Annotated in this window: 12 protein-coding genes and 1 pseudogene; all 13 read right to left on the reverse strand. The window is 51.2% G+C overall.

The genetic code is table 11. The annotated features are described in order from the left end of the window. Positions 1-26: 26 nt before the first annotated feature. Entirely contained in the window at positions 27-398 is a 372-nt protein-coding gene (locus EO763_RS17040; protein ID WP_161529659.1) for a hypothetical protein, read from the reverse strand. After that, positions 395-5,608, reverse strand: a complete 5,214-nt coding sequence (locus EO763_RS17045) for an RHS repeat-associated core domain-containing protein (RefSeq protein ID WP_244322012.1) — start codon at positions 5,606-5,608, stop codon at positions 395-397. The genes EO763_RS17040 and EO763_RS17045 overlap by 4 nt, the downstream gene beginning before the upstream one ends. Positions 5,609-5,628: 20 nt before the next feature. Next, positions 5,629-6,546, reverse strand: coding sequence for a DUF4123 domain-containing protein (locus EO763_RS17050; protein ID WP_161529660.1), 918 nt, complete (start codon positions 6,544-6,546; stop codon positions 5,629-5,631). Next, a pseudogene (locus EO763_RS17055) lies at positions 6,543-7,500 on the reverse strand (DUF4123 domain-containing protein). Before EO763_RS17055 ends, EO763_RS17050 begins: the two are co-directional and overlap by 4 nt. A 159-nt stretch (positions 7,501-7,659) precedes the next feature. Then, complete coding sequence (locus EO763_RS17060) at positions 7,660-8,358, reverse strand: ankyrin repeat domain-containing protein (RefSeq protein ID WP_161530428.1); 699 nt, start codon at positions 8,356-8,358, stop codon at positions 7,660-7,662. 80 nt (positions 8,359-8,438) lie between these two features. Then, entirely contained in the window at positions 8,439-9,809 is a 1,371-nt protein-coding gene (locus EO763_RS17065; protein ID WP_161529661.1) for a Tle-like phospholipase domain-containing protein, read from the reverse strand. A 9-nt stretch (positions 9,810-9,818) separates the two neighbouring features. Continuing rightward, complete coding sequence (locus EO763_RS17070) at positions 9,819-11,855, reverse strand: type VI secretion system Vgr family protein (protein ID WP_161529662.1); 2,037 nt, start codon at positions 11,853-11,855, stop codon at positions 9,819-9,821. A gap of 175 nt (positions 11,856-12,030) precedes the next feature. Then, positions 12,031-12,549, reverse strand: coding sequence for an Hcp family type VI secretion system effector (locus EO763_RS17075; RefSeq protein WP_039276651.1), 519 nt, complete (start codon positions 12,547-12,549; stop codon positions 12,031-12,033). 594 nt (positions 12,550-13,143) lie between these two features. After that, positions 13,144-13,605 carry a hypothetical protein gene (locus tag EO763_RS17080; protein WP_161529663.1) on the reverse strand — a complete coding sequence of 154 codons (462 nt, stop codon included), beginning with the start codon at positions 13,603-13,605 and terminating at the stop codon, positions 13,144-13,146. 24 nt (positions 13,606-13,629) lie between these two features. After that, positions 13,630-14,715 carry a hypothetical protein gene (locus EO763_RS17085; protein WP_161529664.1) on the reverse strand — a complete coding sequence of 362 codons (1,086 nt, stop codon included), beginning with the start codon at positions 14,713-14,715 and terminating at the stop codon, positions 13,630-13,632. Between the two features lie 105 nt (positions 14,716-14,820). After that, positions 14,821-15,087 (reverse strand): type VI secretion system PAAR protein, encoded by a 267-nt coding sequence (locus EO763_RS17090; protein ID WP_039495236.1) that lies wholly within the window; start codon positions 15,085-15,087, stop codon positions 14,821-14,823. Positions 15,088-15,113: 26 nt separating this feature from the next. Next, the gene (locus EO763_RS17095; RefSeq protein ID WP_244322015.1) at positions 15,114-16,088 is read right to left on the reverse strand and encodes a hypothetical protein; all 975 of its coding nucleotides are present in this window, start codon (positions 16,086-16,088) and stop codon (positions 15,114-15,116) included. Between the two features lie 65 nt (positions 16,089-16,153). After that, a complete protein-coding gene (locus tag EO763_RS17100) occupies positions 16,154-17,758 on the reverse strand; it encodes a hypothetical protein (RefSeq protein ID WP_244322016.1) in 1,605 nt (534 codons plus the stop codon). Between the last annotated feature and the right edge of the window lie 7 nt (positions 17,759-17,765).

A 17,765-nucleotide genomic window follows, 5' to 3' on the forward strand; every position in this document is an offset into this window, starting at 1 on the left:
TCGTGGCGATCACTTCCGGCTATTATCTATTTTATTTTAACTTCCCAAAATGAACTATCGAAGACATTAATTATCGCAAAGCAATTAGTTAAATTATCAACATCAATATCCTCATATGATAATAAATCAGAACTGGCCACGATAAAAAATGTCTTTATGTCGTCTAGATAACTAGCTAGTAACTTCACCTCACCCCACGACATTTCTAACCCGTACTCTTTCGATAAAACCAATTCTTCGAAGTCAGGCATAGACAATCCATATAACGCACAACCTATCGCATCTATTTCATACAGACGCCAATTCCAATTATTATCAGGAATTTTTTTTATTAGATCATTTAGCTGCAACTTAATATTTTCGCGAGAAAACATTTTACCCATTTTAACTTTCATCATGGATACTCCAATGGCTTAGCTGGCCCATGTTGAAGTGTTCCTCCAGTCGGGTTAGGGACAAAATCATGCTGGTGAGGATTAGGGTGATTACCTGGGCGACCATGATCTGTAAAATCTATATCCCTCTTAGGAACAAGTTTTCCATTGTCATCGTATCCCCATTCCCTACCTTGAAGATAATCACCTTTTCTACCCTTCTTCATTCCCAACTGAGTATGAGGCGCATCAACATCAGGAACAGGATTCCCATGTTTGTCTCTGGGTAAGGATCTATTTTTATAAGACTCATCAGTTTTATCTTTCCCGCCTTCCTTCGGCGTAAGCCCGAGCGGGTCAACCCACTCCAGCGGGTTATGCACATAACCTTGAGGCCTATTTCCACCCAGCAGCCCTATCGGGTCCGACGACAGATACTGCCCGCTCTCCGTATCATAGTAACGATGCCGGTTGTAGTAAAGTCCCGTTTCCGCATCGTACAGTTGCCCCTGATAGCGCAGCTCACAGTACACTTCCTCGTTTGCTGCATCACCCAGGTAGCGCCGCAGCGGGATAGGCCGTCGCTCTTCGCGGTGGGCGCCCCACAGCCCCTGTTCCCCGCGCCAGCGGATTTCCCCTTCCTCGCTGCACAACTCTCTCGCCGTCCCCGTCAGGTCGGTCACGATATAGTGCAGTTGCGTGCTGTCGCCCTGCGCCTCCACCTGCGCCAGCGGCCGGAAGCTACCCGGCTCATATACCCACTGCACTTCCCGTGCGGCACTGCCATCTGCATAGTATTGCTGCTGACCGATAAGCTGGTCGCCATCCCACCGGTACGCCACCCGCGCCACCGCCTGTGCCGACGGAACCTGTCCCTCGCGCACCTTGCTGACTCTGCGACCAAACGCATCGTAACGATAGCGCCACCGCGCCCCGTCCGGCAAACTCACCCGTACCAGACGGTCCTGCACGTCCCAGTCAAAGTGCGTGTCCTTCGGTCTGAACCCCGGACGCGTTTCCCGCTTCATCGCCAGACGCCCGCAGTCGTCATACCTGTACTGCGTATGACCCCGCTCCACCACCCGGCCTGCCGCATCGTATCGCGCCGACGCCTGCACCACCGCATCCTGCACCTTCAGCGTCTCACCCAGACCCGGTGCTATCTGCGACACCTCGCACAGGTTCTGTTCGCTGTCGTAGCCAAACAGCCGTGCCTGACGCCGCCGTCCCTCATCGCGACGCTCTGCCGTCACCTGACCCGCCCCGTTCAGCCGGAATGCCTGCTCACCCCAGTGGCTGTCGCTGATGCCCGTCAGACGGTCCAGCACATCGTACTGATAGCGCCGCTCCAGCACGTCATTCACCCGGCCATCCGCCCCTTCCAGCGCCTGACGTTGCAGCAGCCCTGTCGGACTCCACTCGTGGCGTAGTGCAAACCCGCTGCCGTTAGTGCGCCGCTGCTCTTCTCCCGCTGACGTGTGGCTGAACTGCAGCGGCTGGTGTGAGCCAATCCCCAACGACGACAGCCGACCCGACTGCCACGCCAGTTGCAGCGGCGCCAGTATCCCCTCGACCACCGCACGCTGACCGCCCGCATCATAACCGCTCTGTACCGCCTCGCCGTTCACCGTTTCCGACGTCACCTGCCCCGCCCGGTTATAGGCGTATTCCACCACCGCATCCGGGCTGGCGGCTTTGGTCAACCGACCGGCCACGTCATACGCCAGTTCGGTAATGCCGTCGGTTTCCCCGTCCGCTTTCTGTGCGGTAATGCGCGTTATCCGCCCTGCCGCATCATGCTCGTAATGCAGTGCGCTGCCATCCGGCGCGGTACGCTGCACCAGACGGTCTGCCACATCGTACTGATACCGGTATACCCGGCCGTCGTAATGCCGCTCCTCGCTCAGCCGACCGCTGGGGTCAAAGCTGTACGTCCAGTCCCGTCCCTGACTGTTCGTCACCCCGGCGAACTCCGCTTCCGCGTTATAGTGGTAGCGTACCGTCGCCCCCAGCGGGTCGGTCGCTTCCAGCAGGTTATCGAACGCCCCGTAGCGGAACTGGTAGCGCTGCCCCAGCGCATCCGTCACCGCCGTCAGGTTACCTTCCACATCGTAACCAAACCGCGTCTCGCTGCCGTCTTCGTACACCACTTTCGACGGTGACTCGCGCACGCCGTCATACTCCCAGCGTCGCACCTGCACACCCGCTTCATGCCCGATATGCCGCTCCGTCAGGCGGTCAAGGTCGTCATACCGGAACATCACCGCCGGTGCATTATCCCGCTCAAGGCGGCTCAGCAGGCCACGGCGGTTATAGTGATAACGCTGCAACACGCCATCCGGGCCTATCACCGTCGACAGTTGCCCTGTTTCACCATAACGGTACAGCCACTCGCGCCCTTCCGGGTCGTTCACTTCCACAACCTGCCCGGCAGCATTACGCTGGTAATGCCATTCGCTGCCCAGCGGGTCGATATAGGCCAGCAGTTGTCCGTTATCGTCATACGCGTAGTGGTGCGTCGCGCCGTCTGGCAGGGTAACCTCGGTCACCTGCCCCCAGTCATTGCGCTGATACGCCGTGCGGCCACCCAACGGGTCGGTCTCTGCCACCAGTTGGTTGTCTGCCCATTCAAGCTGAGTCTCACCGCCGTCGGGTGTACGTTTGAGCAGGATATTGTTGCGCTCATCGCGCACATAGCTGAATACTCCACCAAACCCGCTATGGTAATGGCTGGTCAAGGTGTCATCGTCGTATTCAAAGTGACCCGGCCAGTAGCCTTCCGAGGTTCTGTCCCGGATAGCCCGGCCTTTTTTATCGTAATCGTGCTCAACCCAGGTCGAGCCTAAATCCGACCAGCGCAGCAGCCAGCCTTCCGACGAGTAGCGATAATCAAAATTACGCCCCTCATCTGCCCGTACGCTCAGTAAATGCCCACGGTCGTCATAGGTATAACTCGCCAGCGTTTTTAAGGGCTGGCGCTGCGGGGTGCATAGCGTAAGTGTCGTGATCTTTTGGTGTTCCGATATGACGTGAATTAAACGCCCGTCCGACAGCGCAACCCAACGCAGTTCACCCAACACCCACTCGAAAGTCACTCGATTACCCGCAGCATCGTCGATAGACGTCAAACAAAGCTGGAGGCCGAGCGCATATTCAAACCGATAGCGCAGGCCACCGACATGCTGGAGCACCAATTCACCCTGCTGCCGGGTCAACCGCCATTGTGGGTTTGACGATGAACGACTGATCTCCCCTTCATTGGGCAGGGCGAAGAATGCCTGATTGAACTCACCATCCGTTAACGTAGCCACCCCGTTGTCGAGCGTCAGGCTGATATCCCAGTTAGTCCGCCACAGTGTCCCCAGCAAACCGGGGTGACGTTTTCCCGTGGAGCGATAGTAGCGTTGCAGTGACAGGGATAGTGGGCTACTTACCTGAATGTCGGTGCGCTGTTCCACCACCGCGCCGGTTGCCATATCGACGGGATCGCCCTTTTGCTCACCATTATTAGAATCAGCCTCAGTGCCGTCGTTCTGATCCCGAGCCTTCTTCTGTGCTGCACCATCGTCACCCGACTTCGATGGATGAGCAGCACCGGGCGTTATAGGCTGCGTACCTTTAGGTAGTTCTATCGTTTCCTTATCATCTTTCGGCGTGGCTTCATCTTTGCTTTTTACTTCGTCAGGTTTTTGTGGTGGTTTTTTATCGCTGCTAGCCTCGCTTTTGGGTTTAGCGCTCTGCGGCGTTTCCGATGACGTGGAATGAGGTTGCTCAGATGATGTATGGGAAGTCTGAGAAGCATGTGTCGATCCGGTTGAATTGCTTTTCCCCCCAGCAGCCCCCGTCTCAGATACGCCGAGCTTACCTTTGTTATGTCCGCCACCACGTCCCAGAGCCATCGTCGCCGCTAACACCGTTGCCATAATGCCAAGAGAGCCGTCAGACGCTGACGCTCGCTTAGTGTGCTCATCGATTTCCTCATCAGTACGATAGTCGCCTGATTCACCTTTTTGCACATCCATTGCCATTGCCGAGAGATCACAACTTCCTTTTGGAAGTGAACTCGCGATAATCTGCGTCATAATTTTAGGGATGAACGCCGCGAATTCGGCTTCAATTAAGCCCACTACGCTGTCAAACAGTTCAATTAATAAGCCAAGTACATTGACAAGCAACTGGAAGGTATCCGCCATCAGGGTAACAATCCAACTGCGCCCACCAGAAGCGCCGGTCACCAGTAAATTCAGCGCTTGCTTCATCGTTATCAGCAGCGCTTTGCCATCTTGCGCGTATTTCCTAATATCGCCGCGTATAGCAGTGAGCCATTTAACCACGTCACCATTACTCAAACTTCGAATAGTTCGAGTTGCTTCCTGAATATCCTGAGTTTTGTTACCCTTAAATTTCCTCATGGCTTTAGTAATGGCATTGCCGCTGATTTTCAGCGCATCACCCGCACCAGGAACAAAGCCGATTACACACAGCACACCGTCAATACGGTGCATGGTATCCTCCATCAGCTCGGGCTTTTTGTAGCTATCCCAACACCATTCCCCAAGGAAATAGACGTCCATCGCTTGCCCGACCACGGGAATACAGCCCAGAATCACTTCACAGAACAACAGCACGGCATCATCAATACTTGCTGCTTTACTTGCCACCTCTGCCGACAGTCGGTGCTGAATCCGGCGGATCTCCTGTTTTAATGGGCCGTTGTCACGCCGGATGATCATTTCCAATTTTTGGAAACGTTTAAGAGCTGGTTTGTATTCGTCAGGAACAGACTCCCAAAAACTGAGCTTGCTCACTACCGCATTTTGTACAGCATTATATTCCAGAAATCCCTTTTCTCTCAGTATGATGAACAGAGAGAAATACTCCCCAGACAATGCCATATATTCCGGATTTGACTGGAATACGGGGTTATTCTGCACCGTTTCCTGAGGATCAAACGTATCGCTGCCTTCCCCCATCAACAGCTCAAACGTGCCACACCCCATATCATGGATAAAAAACATTCCGTTATCGTCGGTTTTGCCTTCTATCTTGTGGTCTCGGCTATCGGTTAATTGAAAAGGGGCGTTCGGTATTGGGTCGCCTGAATCGTAGTGGTAATACACGAGTATTTCGCAGCCACAGGTTGTACATCCCCCTGAAATTTTATTATCCGTGGTGAAATTACGCTTTGCGGCATCCCCGCTGGCAGCTAACGCGCTGCTTTTATCCTGACTCATGAAATGACGTCCTTTTTATTTTATGCTTCGTCCAGGTGGTCAATGGCTGCCTGATACAGGCGATCCATACGGCTTTGCGTGCCAATGTATTCAGGCTGTACCAGAATGTTTTTTGCCCAGGGCTGATGAATAAATTCCGGCGAGAGTTCTGTCGCCAATGCCAGCCAGCGCACGATATCGCGGTCGTTGTTAAAGCCGTTGTTTTTCGCCTGTTCCGTCTGCTGATGAGTAAACGCCTGTAGTTCATCATCAGGCGCGTTTTGCCAGTCAGCATGGTAAGCACGCAGATGTTCCCTATAGCGCGCCAGATTGTGATGTCCGTAAGGCACCATGATGGCTTGCCATTGTTCGTCACTCAGTTGGCGCGGCAGGATGTCTGGAATAGAGTGTGGTTCGCGGGCAGTGAGATTTAAGGCACGTACCACGCCGTCAGGGGAAATGTCGCAGAAGCTGGCTATTGGGCCATAGAGCGCACAGGCTTCTTGTGCGGAACTGGCGGATAACAGCTGATTCACCACCTGCCAGTCACCCACGCGTAGGATGGCATTCTCCCCGGAAGGTGAGGTCACCAGGCTCCACTGTCGCAGATGCTTCGTAACCTCAAGCAGTTGATCGAGCGGCGAATATGCCTGCATAAACCATTCCAGCTGTAGACCCATTCCCCAACCCAGCTGAGTGATGATGTGTTCTTTCACCTGCGACCAGTTAGCGACGTGAAGTGGGATGCAATAGGGCGATACCGAGGCATGAACGCGCCCCGCTTCACCCCAGTACAAACGCGTCTGTTCCAGGCTACCCCCCCAGCGTTCGGCCAGCCACGGCACAGCATCGTTCATCGACGCTTCGGCGATAACAAAACAGCCGCCCTGAGCAATACGCGCTTGCCAGACGGCGTCATCTTCCGGCATCAGTTCAAGGAAAGGTTGCGATACACTCACAGCGTGACCTCCGTTATGTCAGGTAACTCTCCCCGCATCCAACCGGGTCGATGGTAATTAAGCTGCACGCTCTCAATGCGTTCAGGTTCGGATTTAAAAATCCGAATACTGTCCGCAATCGAATAGCGCTCTGTCAGATGAATAAAAATCGGGTGCAAATAGAATTCACTACCGAGTACCCAGCGATGAGCGGACCAGGCTTCACATTCCGCTTCGCTGGCTTTGGGATAATATTTTTCTGCTAATGCAATGCCGCTAATAAAGCGTGCTTTTACTATTTCGATGTCCAGTGGAAAAACACATTTCGCGCTGACAAAAAGAAAGAGTTCATTTGCCAACCGGTGTAGGCGATTGTCATTAGCGAGAAGATAATATTGATAACGCGTTAAATTAATTTGATAGTCTTTCTTAATTTCGTTCTTATTTTCGTTATTCATTTCCTGTTGTGCGAATAACTGATATTCCCCACGTTCGCTACTCACTATGGGTAAATACATATTATTCAGCGAGCCGAGGAAATCCGTTTGAGCAGCACGATCCAGAGTGGACCACCAGGCCGATAAAACGTCTGGTGCATAGCTACGAAATAGCGCTCGAGTGCCATCAGGCCAGAGACAAAAAAATGCGCTGCTGCCAAAAATCAATAACCTGCTGCAATGCCAGCTCGCAATGCATGAGGATCACACCGCTCTGTCGCGCTGGCTGTGTCTCATTCAGCCAATGCAGTAATGTTTCTCCTGGTTTTCCTTCTTCTATTTTCACCACAATAGGCGCCCACATCTGCCAGTTTTCGGTATCCTTGCCAAAATGCAGCTGCTGCCATATATCTGACGCCGCAGGTTGAAAAGCCTGCCAATATTCAGGTAATTCGGGATAACTCAGCGGCGAGATAATAGCGTACAACGGCGCATCAACCTGGCTGATTTCAAACAGAGTATAACTGTTTGTTATCATGGCTATTTACCTATAATTAAATGGGATAAGTTTTAATACCCTGGGCGTGTATTAAGCATGACAGCAACGACCAGATAATCAGCATGATTATCTGGTCGGGAAGTGCAGTTTATTTTTATGACGTAGGGAAAATAATAAAAACCGTGAATCAAAATAAAATTATACTGGCAGTCCCTTTTCCCAACGATCCCGAACTTCAGCAGGTGACAGCGGTGGAAATTTAACGCCGCGATCCAGCAACAGCTGTTTTACCTTTAGTGCCCAAGGGTAGTGAGGCGATTTAGGAGACATAATGGATAAGCTGTCATCCACGGTAAAAGCGAGATTACTTCCTGTATCATCATAAATATTACTATCTGCGCCTTGTTCTATCAGCCAATAGGCGACTTCATATTTATTCAGATAAGCAGCATAGTGGGCGCTGTTTACTTTGGAGCCATCAACGAGGTTCAAATCAGCTCCCCGCTCTACGAGTAATTTGATATCGTCCCAGCGCTCCTCACCAATAGCACTAAATATTGCTGGCTGGCCACGACGCCCAATCGCATTCGGGTCGCCTCCCGCATCCAGAATAATGCGCAGCCAGTCAGGGTCTTTTGCGCCCGCCACGGAATTGACGGCGCTGTCACCAAAGCCGTCTTTATAGTTTGGATCGACACCCAATTTAAGCGCCAGCGTGACGGCCTTTTTATCCTTGGTTTCATAAATCAGCCACAGCAGCGGCGTGATACCTTCTTTTCCCTGAATATTCAGGTTAACGCCCTGTGACAACTGATGACGAGCTGCTGATTCATCACCTTTTTGAATATTTTCCAGTACCGCCACCACAGGAGGCTCAAAAAGTTCACTCGCCCGCATACTGTGTCCTCCTGCCTGACAAGCGGTTAATAATCCCAGAATAACGACGCCTACCCATTTTATACGTGCCAACCATTGCATTATATTCCCCTGAATGTATTGGTTATCTTCCCGATATCTTCCTTTTTCTGGCTTTCAATACCCGCAATCACCTGATCCATACCGTGACGCGCAATCGGCGAGCCCCCTACTGCGGGAAGTGCCATCATATCACCGCTTGCTTTCGGCAGGCCCCCTTCCAGTAATTTTGCAACACCGATGACGCCCCCGAGCACTGCACCGGCGGTTCCACCAATCAATGCGCCTGCGCCAGACAATAAGCCTGGAATCAAAGCCTTACCGTAGGTTTGTGCCATGGTTAATACCTCACCATCCACCGCCTGCGTCGTTATCAGAGAGGCTGTTTTCGCCAAATCGGCACCACCTGCACGTGACACAGTATTGTTATGCAAACCCGCAGCATTAAAGGTATAGCCGGGCAATCCCGTGACGCCAACGCCAGCCGATGCCAAACCACCGCCTAATGAATGCCCCACGATGACAGGTGGCGGAGAAAGAACGTTTTTTACCCGCTTTGCCAAATACATAGCCTGATTGTATTGATCCGTCTCCAATCCCATACCTTGCCCAGCGTTAGTCAACCAGTCTTTAACGCCTGTCACCGCATTATTGGTGCCCCGGTAGGTCAACATCGTTTCGCCATTAATTGCTGATTTGAACAGGGCAGAACCAAACCCTGTTTTCTTATCCATAAAATCATTGTCTGTCAGGCCAGGAAGCTGACTCGTATCCAGAATATCCAGTCCAACCGGTGCCTTAGGCAGTTTATCCAGCACGCCTCGCCGGAATTCATCGACCGAATAAACGTACTGAGCCGCTTCGGCACGTAGGATACTGTCGTTGTTAAACGCTAACCGTTTTGCCGCATCGGCTAACCCCGGCAGCGTCGCGGCTTCAGTCGCCAACTTGGCACGCGCCAGATAGCGATCTTTACGCTGAGCAACGGAGAGCAGGTCATCAAGAATGGGCAGCTCGGCGACCGAAGCCCACTCCATTAACGTCGGCAATAGCATTGGCGTCAATGCCAGCAGAGGCGCACGGCTTTTTGCCGATTGCTCAGCGCACGGCTTCACTGGGGACTGATAGGGCGAGTCGCCAATAATGACGTTCCCACTCCCCGCAGCGACCGAGCCGCCACAGCCGATCGCATCACCGATACGCGCCGCCAGCTTTCCATTGATGATAACAGTACCAGACCCTGCGGATATGGCACGATTGTGCACACCATGAGGCATATTTGGGCAAGGGCAGGCATGGAGCAAAACCCCATCGCCTTTACGGGCCGCTGGTTTGCCATTGATGATGACATCACCGCTGCCTTCGATAATCGGGGTGGCAGGGAAACAGCCGTGACCCGCACAGCTATCCCCTAAACGTGCAGCACCTGGCATAGTTCCTCCTTAACGTCTGTCTGGCGCATCCGGCAGCGTCGGCTTCGTAGGGTCTTCTGGCGTAATCGACACCGGCGCAGTCCCTACACCCGCCGCACCGCCATCATTGATCTTCACAATCGTCCCAGAAATTGTGACACCCGCGCTATCAATCTTGATAAAACCACCAGGCGCTTTAATGGTCAAAGCCTGCCCCGCTTCCAGCACGATATCTGCGGCTTTCAGATAGCTGTCCGTATTGACCAGAATACGCTGGTGCGCCCCAATCAGCGTCTCTTCAGAGCCAGACATCGTGGTCTGACGACTCCCTTCGATACGGGTAATTTCTCCCCCGCCGATAAAGCGCTTGAAGGAAGAACCAATCTTCTGAATAAAACTCCGCCCAATCTCCTGATGATGATCCTGACCAATATTCTCAAAATCATCTTTCCCTATCGTTCGATGGCGGTGGCGATCGACCCGCTGGAACTGATCCTGAGTCACGCTGAGGTGCTGATCGCGCCCCACGCTCTGTCGATGAATGTTGTTGATGACACCATCCATATCTTTCTGCGCGTGGTAATAAATTTGTTCACGCGTCGCCTCATCTTCAAACCGCAGTTCGTTGAAGCCACTGCCTTTATGGGTATCGGTACGCAGCGTGGTGCGCGTTTTGTGTGCGGGTAAAACATATGGCGTCGGGTTGGTCGCGTGAAAAGTTCTGCCTGTCACAATCGGTTGATCCGGATCGCCTTCAAGGAAGCTGACGATCACTTCATGGCCGATGCGCGGGATGGCGATCATGCCGTACTGGCCGCCTGCCCAGCCCTGACTGACGCGTACCCAGCAGGAACTCTGGTCGTTGCTCGCGCCGTAGCGGTCCCACGGGAATTGCAGTTTCACCCGACCATACGGGTCGCAGTAAATCTCTTCTCCCGCTGGGCCAACCACCGTCGCGATTTGCGGGCCGTCCACCATCGGTTTGTAGGGCATGGCCGCACGCCACGTCGTCGTGCCTTTCACCACCGCAAAGCTGTTGCTCATGGTGGTCGGTTCGCCGCCGCTTTCCTCTTCCAGCGCCTGCGGCTGCTGCCCGACGTGCGTGACGCTCACCGTCTGCCATACCGCGTTCAGCGTCGCATTCGGGTGCTCCGTCAGCGTAAACGTGTTGCCCGGCATCAGCCCCGCGCAGTTGGATTCCCCTTCGCTCGTCACCGCCCCTGAGCGCAGCGCATCCAGCCGGTAGCCGCTGAACGCCTTGCCGCTCGGGTCTTGCTTATAGCGCCCCGGATAGTCGTAGTGCTGATAGCTTTCGCGCTGGTGCGCCAGCTCACTGCTCATCTTCTTGTGCGACAGCCCGTAAGCCGGTGTCTTAAAGCTGTAGTCCTTCAACTCGACGTCCGATGTGCTCACCCGCTCCGCGTAGTGGAAACGCCGGACATATTCGCCTTCACTCAGCCCCTGTGTCGCCAGATTGAAGAACAGTTCGGGGCCTTTGGTCAGCGCACCCGCATCGTCGGCAAACACCACCCGGTGTTTGCCTTCCTCAAACTCATGGAAGAAGTACATCCCCTCTTCAGCGGCCAGACGGGTGATAAAGGCTAAATCGCTTTCCCGATACTGCACGCAGTATTCGCGTGGCGCGTGCTCATGGCGCAGCGCAAAGGCGTAGTCGGTAATCCCAGACTCTTCCAGCAGTGCGCCAATAATCGCCTCCGGCTTTTGGGCCTGAAAGATGCGGGCGTTGGTACGCAATCCCAGTCGCCACAGCGCCGGACGGACTTCCATCTGATAGCGCGTGCGTCGGAATCCGGTGTCGCCCTGCGTGAAGCCACTGACAATCCCGCTAACCCGACGTTTCAGTTCGCCCTCATACCAAATCATCAGCTCACACGGCTGGTCCAGCACCGCGCCGAAATCGACATCCGGCAACGCGCTTGCCAGACTCAGCGACAGGCTGAAAGGCCGGTTCAGCCCTTCATCCAGCCTGAAATCCACCACCGCAAAGGTGCCTGCCTCCAGCGCGCCGACTTTTACGGTGAACTGCAATCCTGTGCTATTTGCCACCTGCCTTCTCCTTTTTCCTTCGCCATGGCTACCGCACGCCCCCGCTCCCGTTGGAGCGGCACGTCGCTATCCTGATTAAAATGAAATACCTGAGTTGTGGTCTGAGCCTGCTCACATCACAACTCACGCCAAAGAAAAAAACAGAAAACCCGGGCAAGCCCGGGTTAGATGGGAATTACGCTTCGACCGGTGCACGCCAGTCATCAGAGCCGGAAGTCCCGGCAACGGTGTGCTCCCAGTCAATTTTGCGGTAGGCCAGCGACACTTCAATCAACTGGGTGTAGTCCAGTTTTGACGGGTCCTGACAGTGTGGCATTTTGCAGTCGATATCCACGATGGTGGCATCGGTCAGGATGGTAGAGAAGAAGTGCTCCTGCTTGCCTTCCACCGAGGTGCGATACCACTTCAGGGTGGTGGTGGGCAGCATTTCACCGGTAGACAACGCGTTGTACAGCAGCGGAACCGCTTTGTTCAGTGCCACGGTGAATTTGAACGGTTTGTGCACACGCTGACCAGATGGCTGACCGGACTGCGGGTCGGTCGGTACGGTGACGATGTGTTTGAATTCCTGCACCAGCATTTCATCTTCGTGGCCTTCCACATAGATGTTGCCGACAGAGTCAGAGGTGAAAGCACCCGCGGTGATGTTGCCCTGAGTTTTCCCTTCGATGCTGATATAGCATGGAGTTGGCATAGTCTTGCTCCTTGTTGTTGAACGAGTTGAATAACTTCACGCTCTGTATAGCAATTCACATGCCAACTTTTATCTTGTTGTTTTTAATATAAAAAAACTTAACTCAAATTTTACTTAAGCAAAATTTGAGCAAAAAATTGCGCAGACCTCGTGAAAAAACGGCATCCATTGCGCAAAAAGTGATTTCAACCAGAAAGTGAGCAAGAAGTTGCGCAGAATGCGCAATTATGCTGAAAGTTTGAATTAGTGGTAAATTAACGAAATGAATGACCGATAGAAGGAGTACTTATTAATAGTAAAAAACTATACTTGGCGATAAGTCGCTCATTTCCATAACAATAAGAGTAAGCGTTTACGGCGGATTCAACTCCAAAATAGTTCCGGTTGCATTCCGTGACTTTAGCCGTGTATGCCTTCAGCTAATACCCTAAATACCTGACAAACCTGAAATATTATCTGTGTTATAAGGCTACCAGTAATCTACTGAGATGGTTGATGAGTCAGTGCGAATCTATAACCGTGAGCGATTTCATCTCTCCCTAAAATACCAAACGCTTGATGCACCTAATCGGGCGTTTTAATATCGAAAACGTGTCAACCTAGGTCAGGGTCAGTCTTACGGTTATATTCACTGACCACCACACTGAGCTGGCGGTGATTAAGCAGCACAAAACTCAGAACGCCTAAAAGTAGCGCCAGCCAGCAGAACAAAATTTTTACTCCACTGACCCCGCTGAAAAACAGAATAATGGACAGTGCGAATCCTGGAAAAAACACGATTGCGGCAGTTCCTGCCAATACCCCACTCAGCCACTTAAATGTCGGGGAGTGTAAGAAAGGTCCAACAATAATAATTGTTGCCAACGGGCTTAGGATAGTGATTAACAGTGCGTAGCCCGGCTCTTGCATCAGAAACAGAAAATTAATAGGTAAGGTCAGCATGACATGTCTCTTCAGAGATAATTGTAATAGCGGATGGAAATGATCACACATCATCTTCGCCAACATCAGGGCGGGAAGCACATTGATGCCACGGTTAAAGGCAGCGGAAAACAACGCGATAACTCATTTCATACTCGTTTACAGTGAGGGAAAGGAAAAAGAGAACGGAAACAACTGCTCGAAGTGGATAACAACCTGATTTTGTTTTACTTCAATGGGAACCGCGAGTATCAACGCTATCGCCAGAGCGGTGCCGGCCAAAAAGTAACGAGCGCGGCCAAACACAACATCTAACTTTTTGCGGCGCTGAATATTGCCGATGGGGGCAATGCCAAATACACGATGCAGTTTGTCACGTGTGATCACCCATTCATCATCACGACGTACTGCGTTACCAATCAACCGATAATTAGAGCCTTGTTTAATAATATATTCTCGCTCAATTTCGCGTCCACTACGTTGCTGTGCATTCGCCGATAACAGATGGAAATCCAGGTCAATGCCATCAACCAGCACGCTACCTGTACTGTCACGCAGCAGAAATGGATGGCAGCACTGCTCCTCATGAATTATTCGGTAATGCGTTCTCCCCTCACGGTCGCGCTTTTCTTCGCTAACACAGTGGTAGTAACCAATACAGCGCTCTTCGCTCAGTGGTGCCAACATCTGCTGTTGCGCCACCAGTTTGCCTTCCAATTGAACCATGCCGGTCGTCATTGAACGCACTTTACTGCTGGGTAACATTTCCTGAAAACGCATAAAACGGCTCTGCGCTGATGGCTGCACAACGCGGAAAATCACGATACCCATAAACGCGATAATGGCCAATACGCCGAAAAAAGGAATCAGTATTAGCGCGATAAGCGTCAGACTATTCAGCACAATTTTCCACAACGGCGTACGTTTTGTCGTAATGGTAGTGATGTCTATTGTTGGACTGCGGGTAGCAACGTTGCGGGGGGCGGCCTTTTCCTGTGGAGATTCAGGCGTACCTAGGTCATCATCCTTAGCGATATTCAGCAGTGCCGAAATGCCATAAAATAGCAGAGCGGGCACAACAATCAGTGCAATAATCCCAACAGGTGTTAAGAGCATATTGAAAAAAGCATCGCCAAAGATCAGATGACAAACTTTACCCGCAGTGATAAGCAGGATAGAGAGTATGACCGGTAACAGCAGAAAACCGGGGCCGTTAAAAAAGCGAGACAGATATTTAAGCCACATATTGATACATCAACGCTCCTGTCGTTATTGGTTCGTCCTGAGTGGAAAAGAAGTTTCGGCAAATATGCTCCCAGCGTCTGGATGGTGCATAAGAATTACAGCCAGTTACCCAATCGCCACACTTCCACCGCCGATAATAACACCGCCACAGCTAACGGTGTCTCCCGTACGTGCAGCGGGTTTGCCGTCAATAAAGACACTGGATGAACCACCGCTAATGATGCGGCTATGCCCGTGCGGAGCCAGAGGATCGCCTTGTCGAGCCAACGGTAGGCCGTCAACCTTAACGGTTGATGAACCCGCCACGACGGAGGTTGGTGGATGACTACCGTGCCCGGTATCGCTATCGCCTAATTTAACTGCGTTTCCCATGCGACAATCCTTAGTGTAAACAGCGATCAAATAACAGGAATAAATTTTCCATCAATGAAGGAAAAAATTGGTGAATACCCCCTAAGCCGCTTATTACCATTTTCATTTACTATGAAATAAATTAGAGGAGAAAAACTTGGGTCAGATTTATTTATAAATCGAACCATTCTATTATCATTCATCACCTCAAATTCATAATCATTCCAGTTGATATTGATCATTTTAAATTCATGGTTTTTTAAATCATCTACAAATGTATTACTTTTGTAAACATCATCAATACTATCTCCAGTAGTCATTGCCCATGCTTTCAAAGATTCATTAAGATATCTCTTTATTTCTATATCATTCTTTTCTGCTAGGAGGTACCAGAGATCGAGGTAAGCGATTTTTAGCGCTTGAATCTGTTCTGGCTTGCCTGTAAACGGGGCTGCTTTTGTCCATTTCCACTCAGGAATACCTTTAAGATAAACCTTCTGCGTAAACTGATAGAGCTCCATACCAGCAGGGAAATAGTTATCGATCAGATAATCCGAGGAGAGGTGTCCCATTTCAACCTGCTGAGCAGTGATTTTTTTTACAGTAGCTTTTTCAGCTTTAGCGCTGTCCGCTTCTCCACCTGATTGCGCATAAGGCATACCGTCTTTACCGATAGCAATCGTGAGCTGGCTTAATACCTTTGACTGTTCGCCTTTAAATGCAGTGAGGGCCACTTTACACCCCGCATCTGGCTTAAATGTTTTGCGTTCATTATCACCAATTGTTTCCTGTGAGAACCAATCCAGCGCCCCGATTTCAACTGTAATTTCATTCTCTCCATTTTCCAGCGCAAGCAATGCGTTAGTGCTGGATGTACCAAACCCTCTTCCTGCAACCGCTGAATCTCGGTTATCCATTCCAAGCACGCCGTTGGTTTTGATAGCGCAAAACGCCGAGTTAATATCGAATACGCTGCGGATCCTTAACGGCTCATTAGTTGCGTTGGCGGTAGACATCATCATCACTCCTGACAGTATTAGGCATTTCCATTGAAAAAATTTCCCGACCATTTTCTTTCCTTGTGTTCCTAACGTTTCGGATTGGAGCCCATCGCCCAGGGCTCCTGACTCATTTTTTTCGCTTTATTGTATTTAGGGTTAGACCCCATTGCCCACGGCTGAGCGGGTATCACTTCCGGTTTAGTGATAACCCTCTCTTTACCAAACAAATTAATTCTCATCGCAGACTCATCCGCTTTTAGTGGCCCAGCCAGTTCGGTTGTTGATTCGTAGGAATACTCATCGTCTGTACTGCCTTTCATTCCACGATCTGGTGATGATTTAAAATCAGCCATTAATGCCACTTCGGCCATGATACCATCATGATATCCGACCAAATCAATACCATCATCATGTGGATCCAGCTTCATTCCTGCTTCCGTTTTAAGACTTCCTTCGGCCTTTAGCGCAATTTCAACAAACAACACTTTTGTTTCAAAGGCTGTGCTGACAACCCCCTGTAGCAGAAAAGCCAGCTTGTTGTTGTCGTCCTCTGGCGCGAAGGTCCATTGCGCTTGTTTATAGGCCGCACCGACAGAGAAATGCAGCTCTGCCGTCAATTTTATATAACACTCGAGGGAACTGCCGCCCTTCGCGATATATTCCCGGCACTTCGCGGCAATACGTTCTACTTTACAATAGGCCGCCAGAAGCTGTATCAGGTCTATTTTCATACTCATGCTAAGGAAGGGTGCCGCGTACAGCCCCATAAAATGCGTGGCATCATCAACACGGTCCTTGCACTGATACGCATAGGACACCCCCAGATTAATCGGCTCAACGGAGAAATCAAAGAGGCGATATTCGCGCGTTCCCTTTTTTTCGGGATCGGGCAGGAGATATTTGTTGATATTCGATAAAAAGCGCTCTACTTTGCCAATCTGTTCCAGTGTCTTGACCGTTTTGACTTTATTACGGGTCAATTCGGCAAACTTAGCCGAATATTCCGTACCACCGATTTTCAGCCCGTACTCAATATTCAGCTTCTGCTCCTGCGTGATTTGGAACTGATCGGTCTGCAATGTCCAGCCACTCCGCAGTTTATTGCCATTTTTAGGCTGGGTATTCTCCATCTTTTTTCTGGCAGCCGCCTGTTCATCCCGCCGCTCTTTCCAGGTGCGTTCTTTTCCCCTTAGCTCATAGCTGAAACCGATAACAGCCCGTAGCTCCACTTCAGGATAAACATCTATTTGTGCATAACTCGCTTTACCCGTGCAGCCCTGCGTAATCAACTGATAACGATGGGGGGCGGCAATGGCATCAGAAGGCAAGTGAATACGATTGAAATAGGACCATATTGGATCGACGGGCAAATCAGCCTGATCGCTATCTGCGGGTTTCTTGTAATAGAGCGTGATGGGGTTTGGCGCGCCGTTCTTTAACGCAATTTTCTCATTTCCACTTTCCAGCGTAGCCTGCGGGCAGGTGGGTTTCTCGCACTTCCCTTCTATTTTTATCGTTCCCTGACTGCCAGTTCCATCATCCAGGACTTTGAGATGAATATTCTGCTCAACAGGCCAGACATGGATTTTCTCATCAAATGCATCAAGTGTTATTTCATAGGTACAGGGATCGGGATGATTACAGGTTGCGCAGGCATTGCCCGCCGCAAGTGAGACTTTTCCTTCAGACATGCGCTTT

Source organism: Pectobacterium odoriferum (genome assembly GCF_009931295.1).
Classification (GTDB): domain Bacteria; phylum Pseudomonadota; class Gammaproteobacteria; order Enterobacterales; family Enterobacteriaceae; genus Pectobacterium; species Pectobacterium odoriferum.

Coding starts and splice junctions, on each gene's coding strand:
- EO763_RS17060 (WP_161530428.1), bottom strand. CDS start 8,358: ATGCGGGCGAGTGAACTTTTTGAGCCTCCTGTGGTGGCGGTACTGGAA.
- EO763_RS17075 (WP_039276651.1), bottom strand. CDS start 12,549: ATGCCAACTCCATGCTATATCAGCATCGAAGGGAAAACTCAGGGCAAC.
- EO763_RS17090 (WP_039495236.1), bottom strand. CDS start 15,087: ATGGGAAACGCAGTTAAATTAGGCGATAGCGATACCGGGCACGGTAGT.
- EO763_RS17045 (WP_244322012.1), bottom strand. CDS start 5,608: ATGAGTCAGGATAAAAGCAGCGCGTTAGCTGCCAGCGGGGATGCCGCA.
- EO763_RS17085 (WP_161529664.1), bottom strand. CDS start 14,715: ATGTGGCTTAAATATCTGTCTCGCTTTTTTAACGGCCCCGGTTTTCTG.
- EO763_RS17095 (WP_244322015.1), bottom strand. CDS start 16,088: ATGATGATGTCTACCGCCAACGCAACTAATGAGCCGTTAAGGATCCGC.
- EO763_RS17065 (WP_161529661.1), bottom strand. CDS start 9,809: ATGCCAGGTGCTGCACGTTTAGGGGATAGCTGTGCGGGTCACGGCTGT.
- EO763_RS17040 (WP_161529659.1), bottom strand. CDS start 398: ATGATGAAAGTTAAAATGGGTAAAATGTTTTCTCGCGAAAATATTAAG.
- EO763_RS17100 (WP_244322016.1), bottom strand. CDS start 17,758: ATGTCTGAAGGAAAAGTCTCACTTGCGGCGGGCAATGCCTGCGCAACC.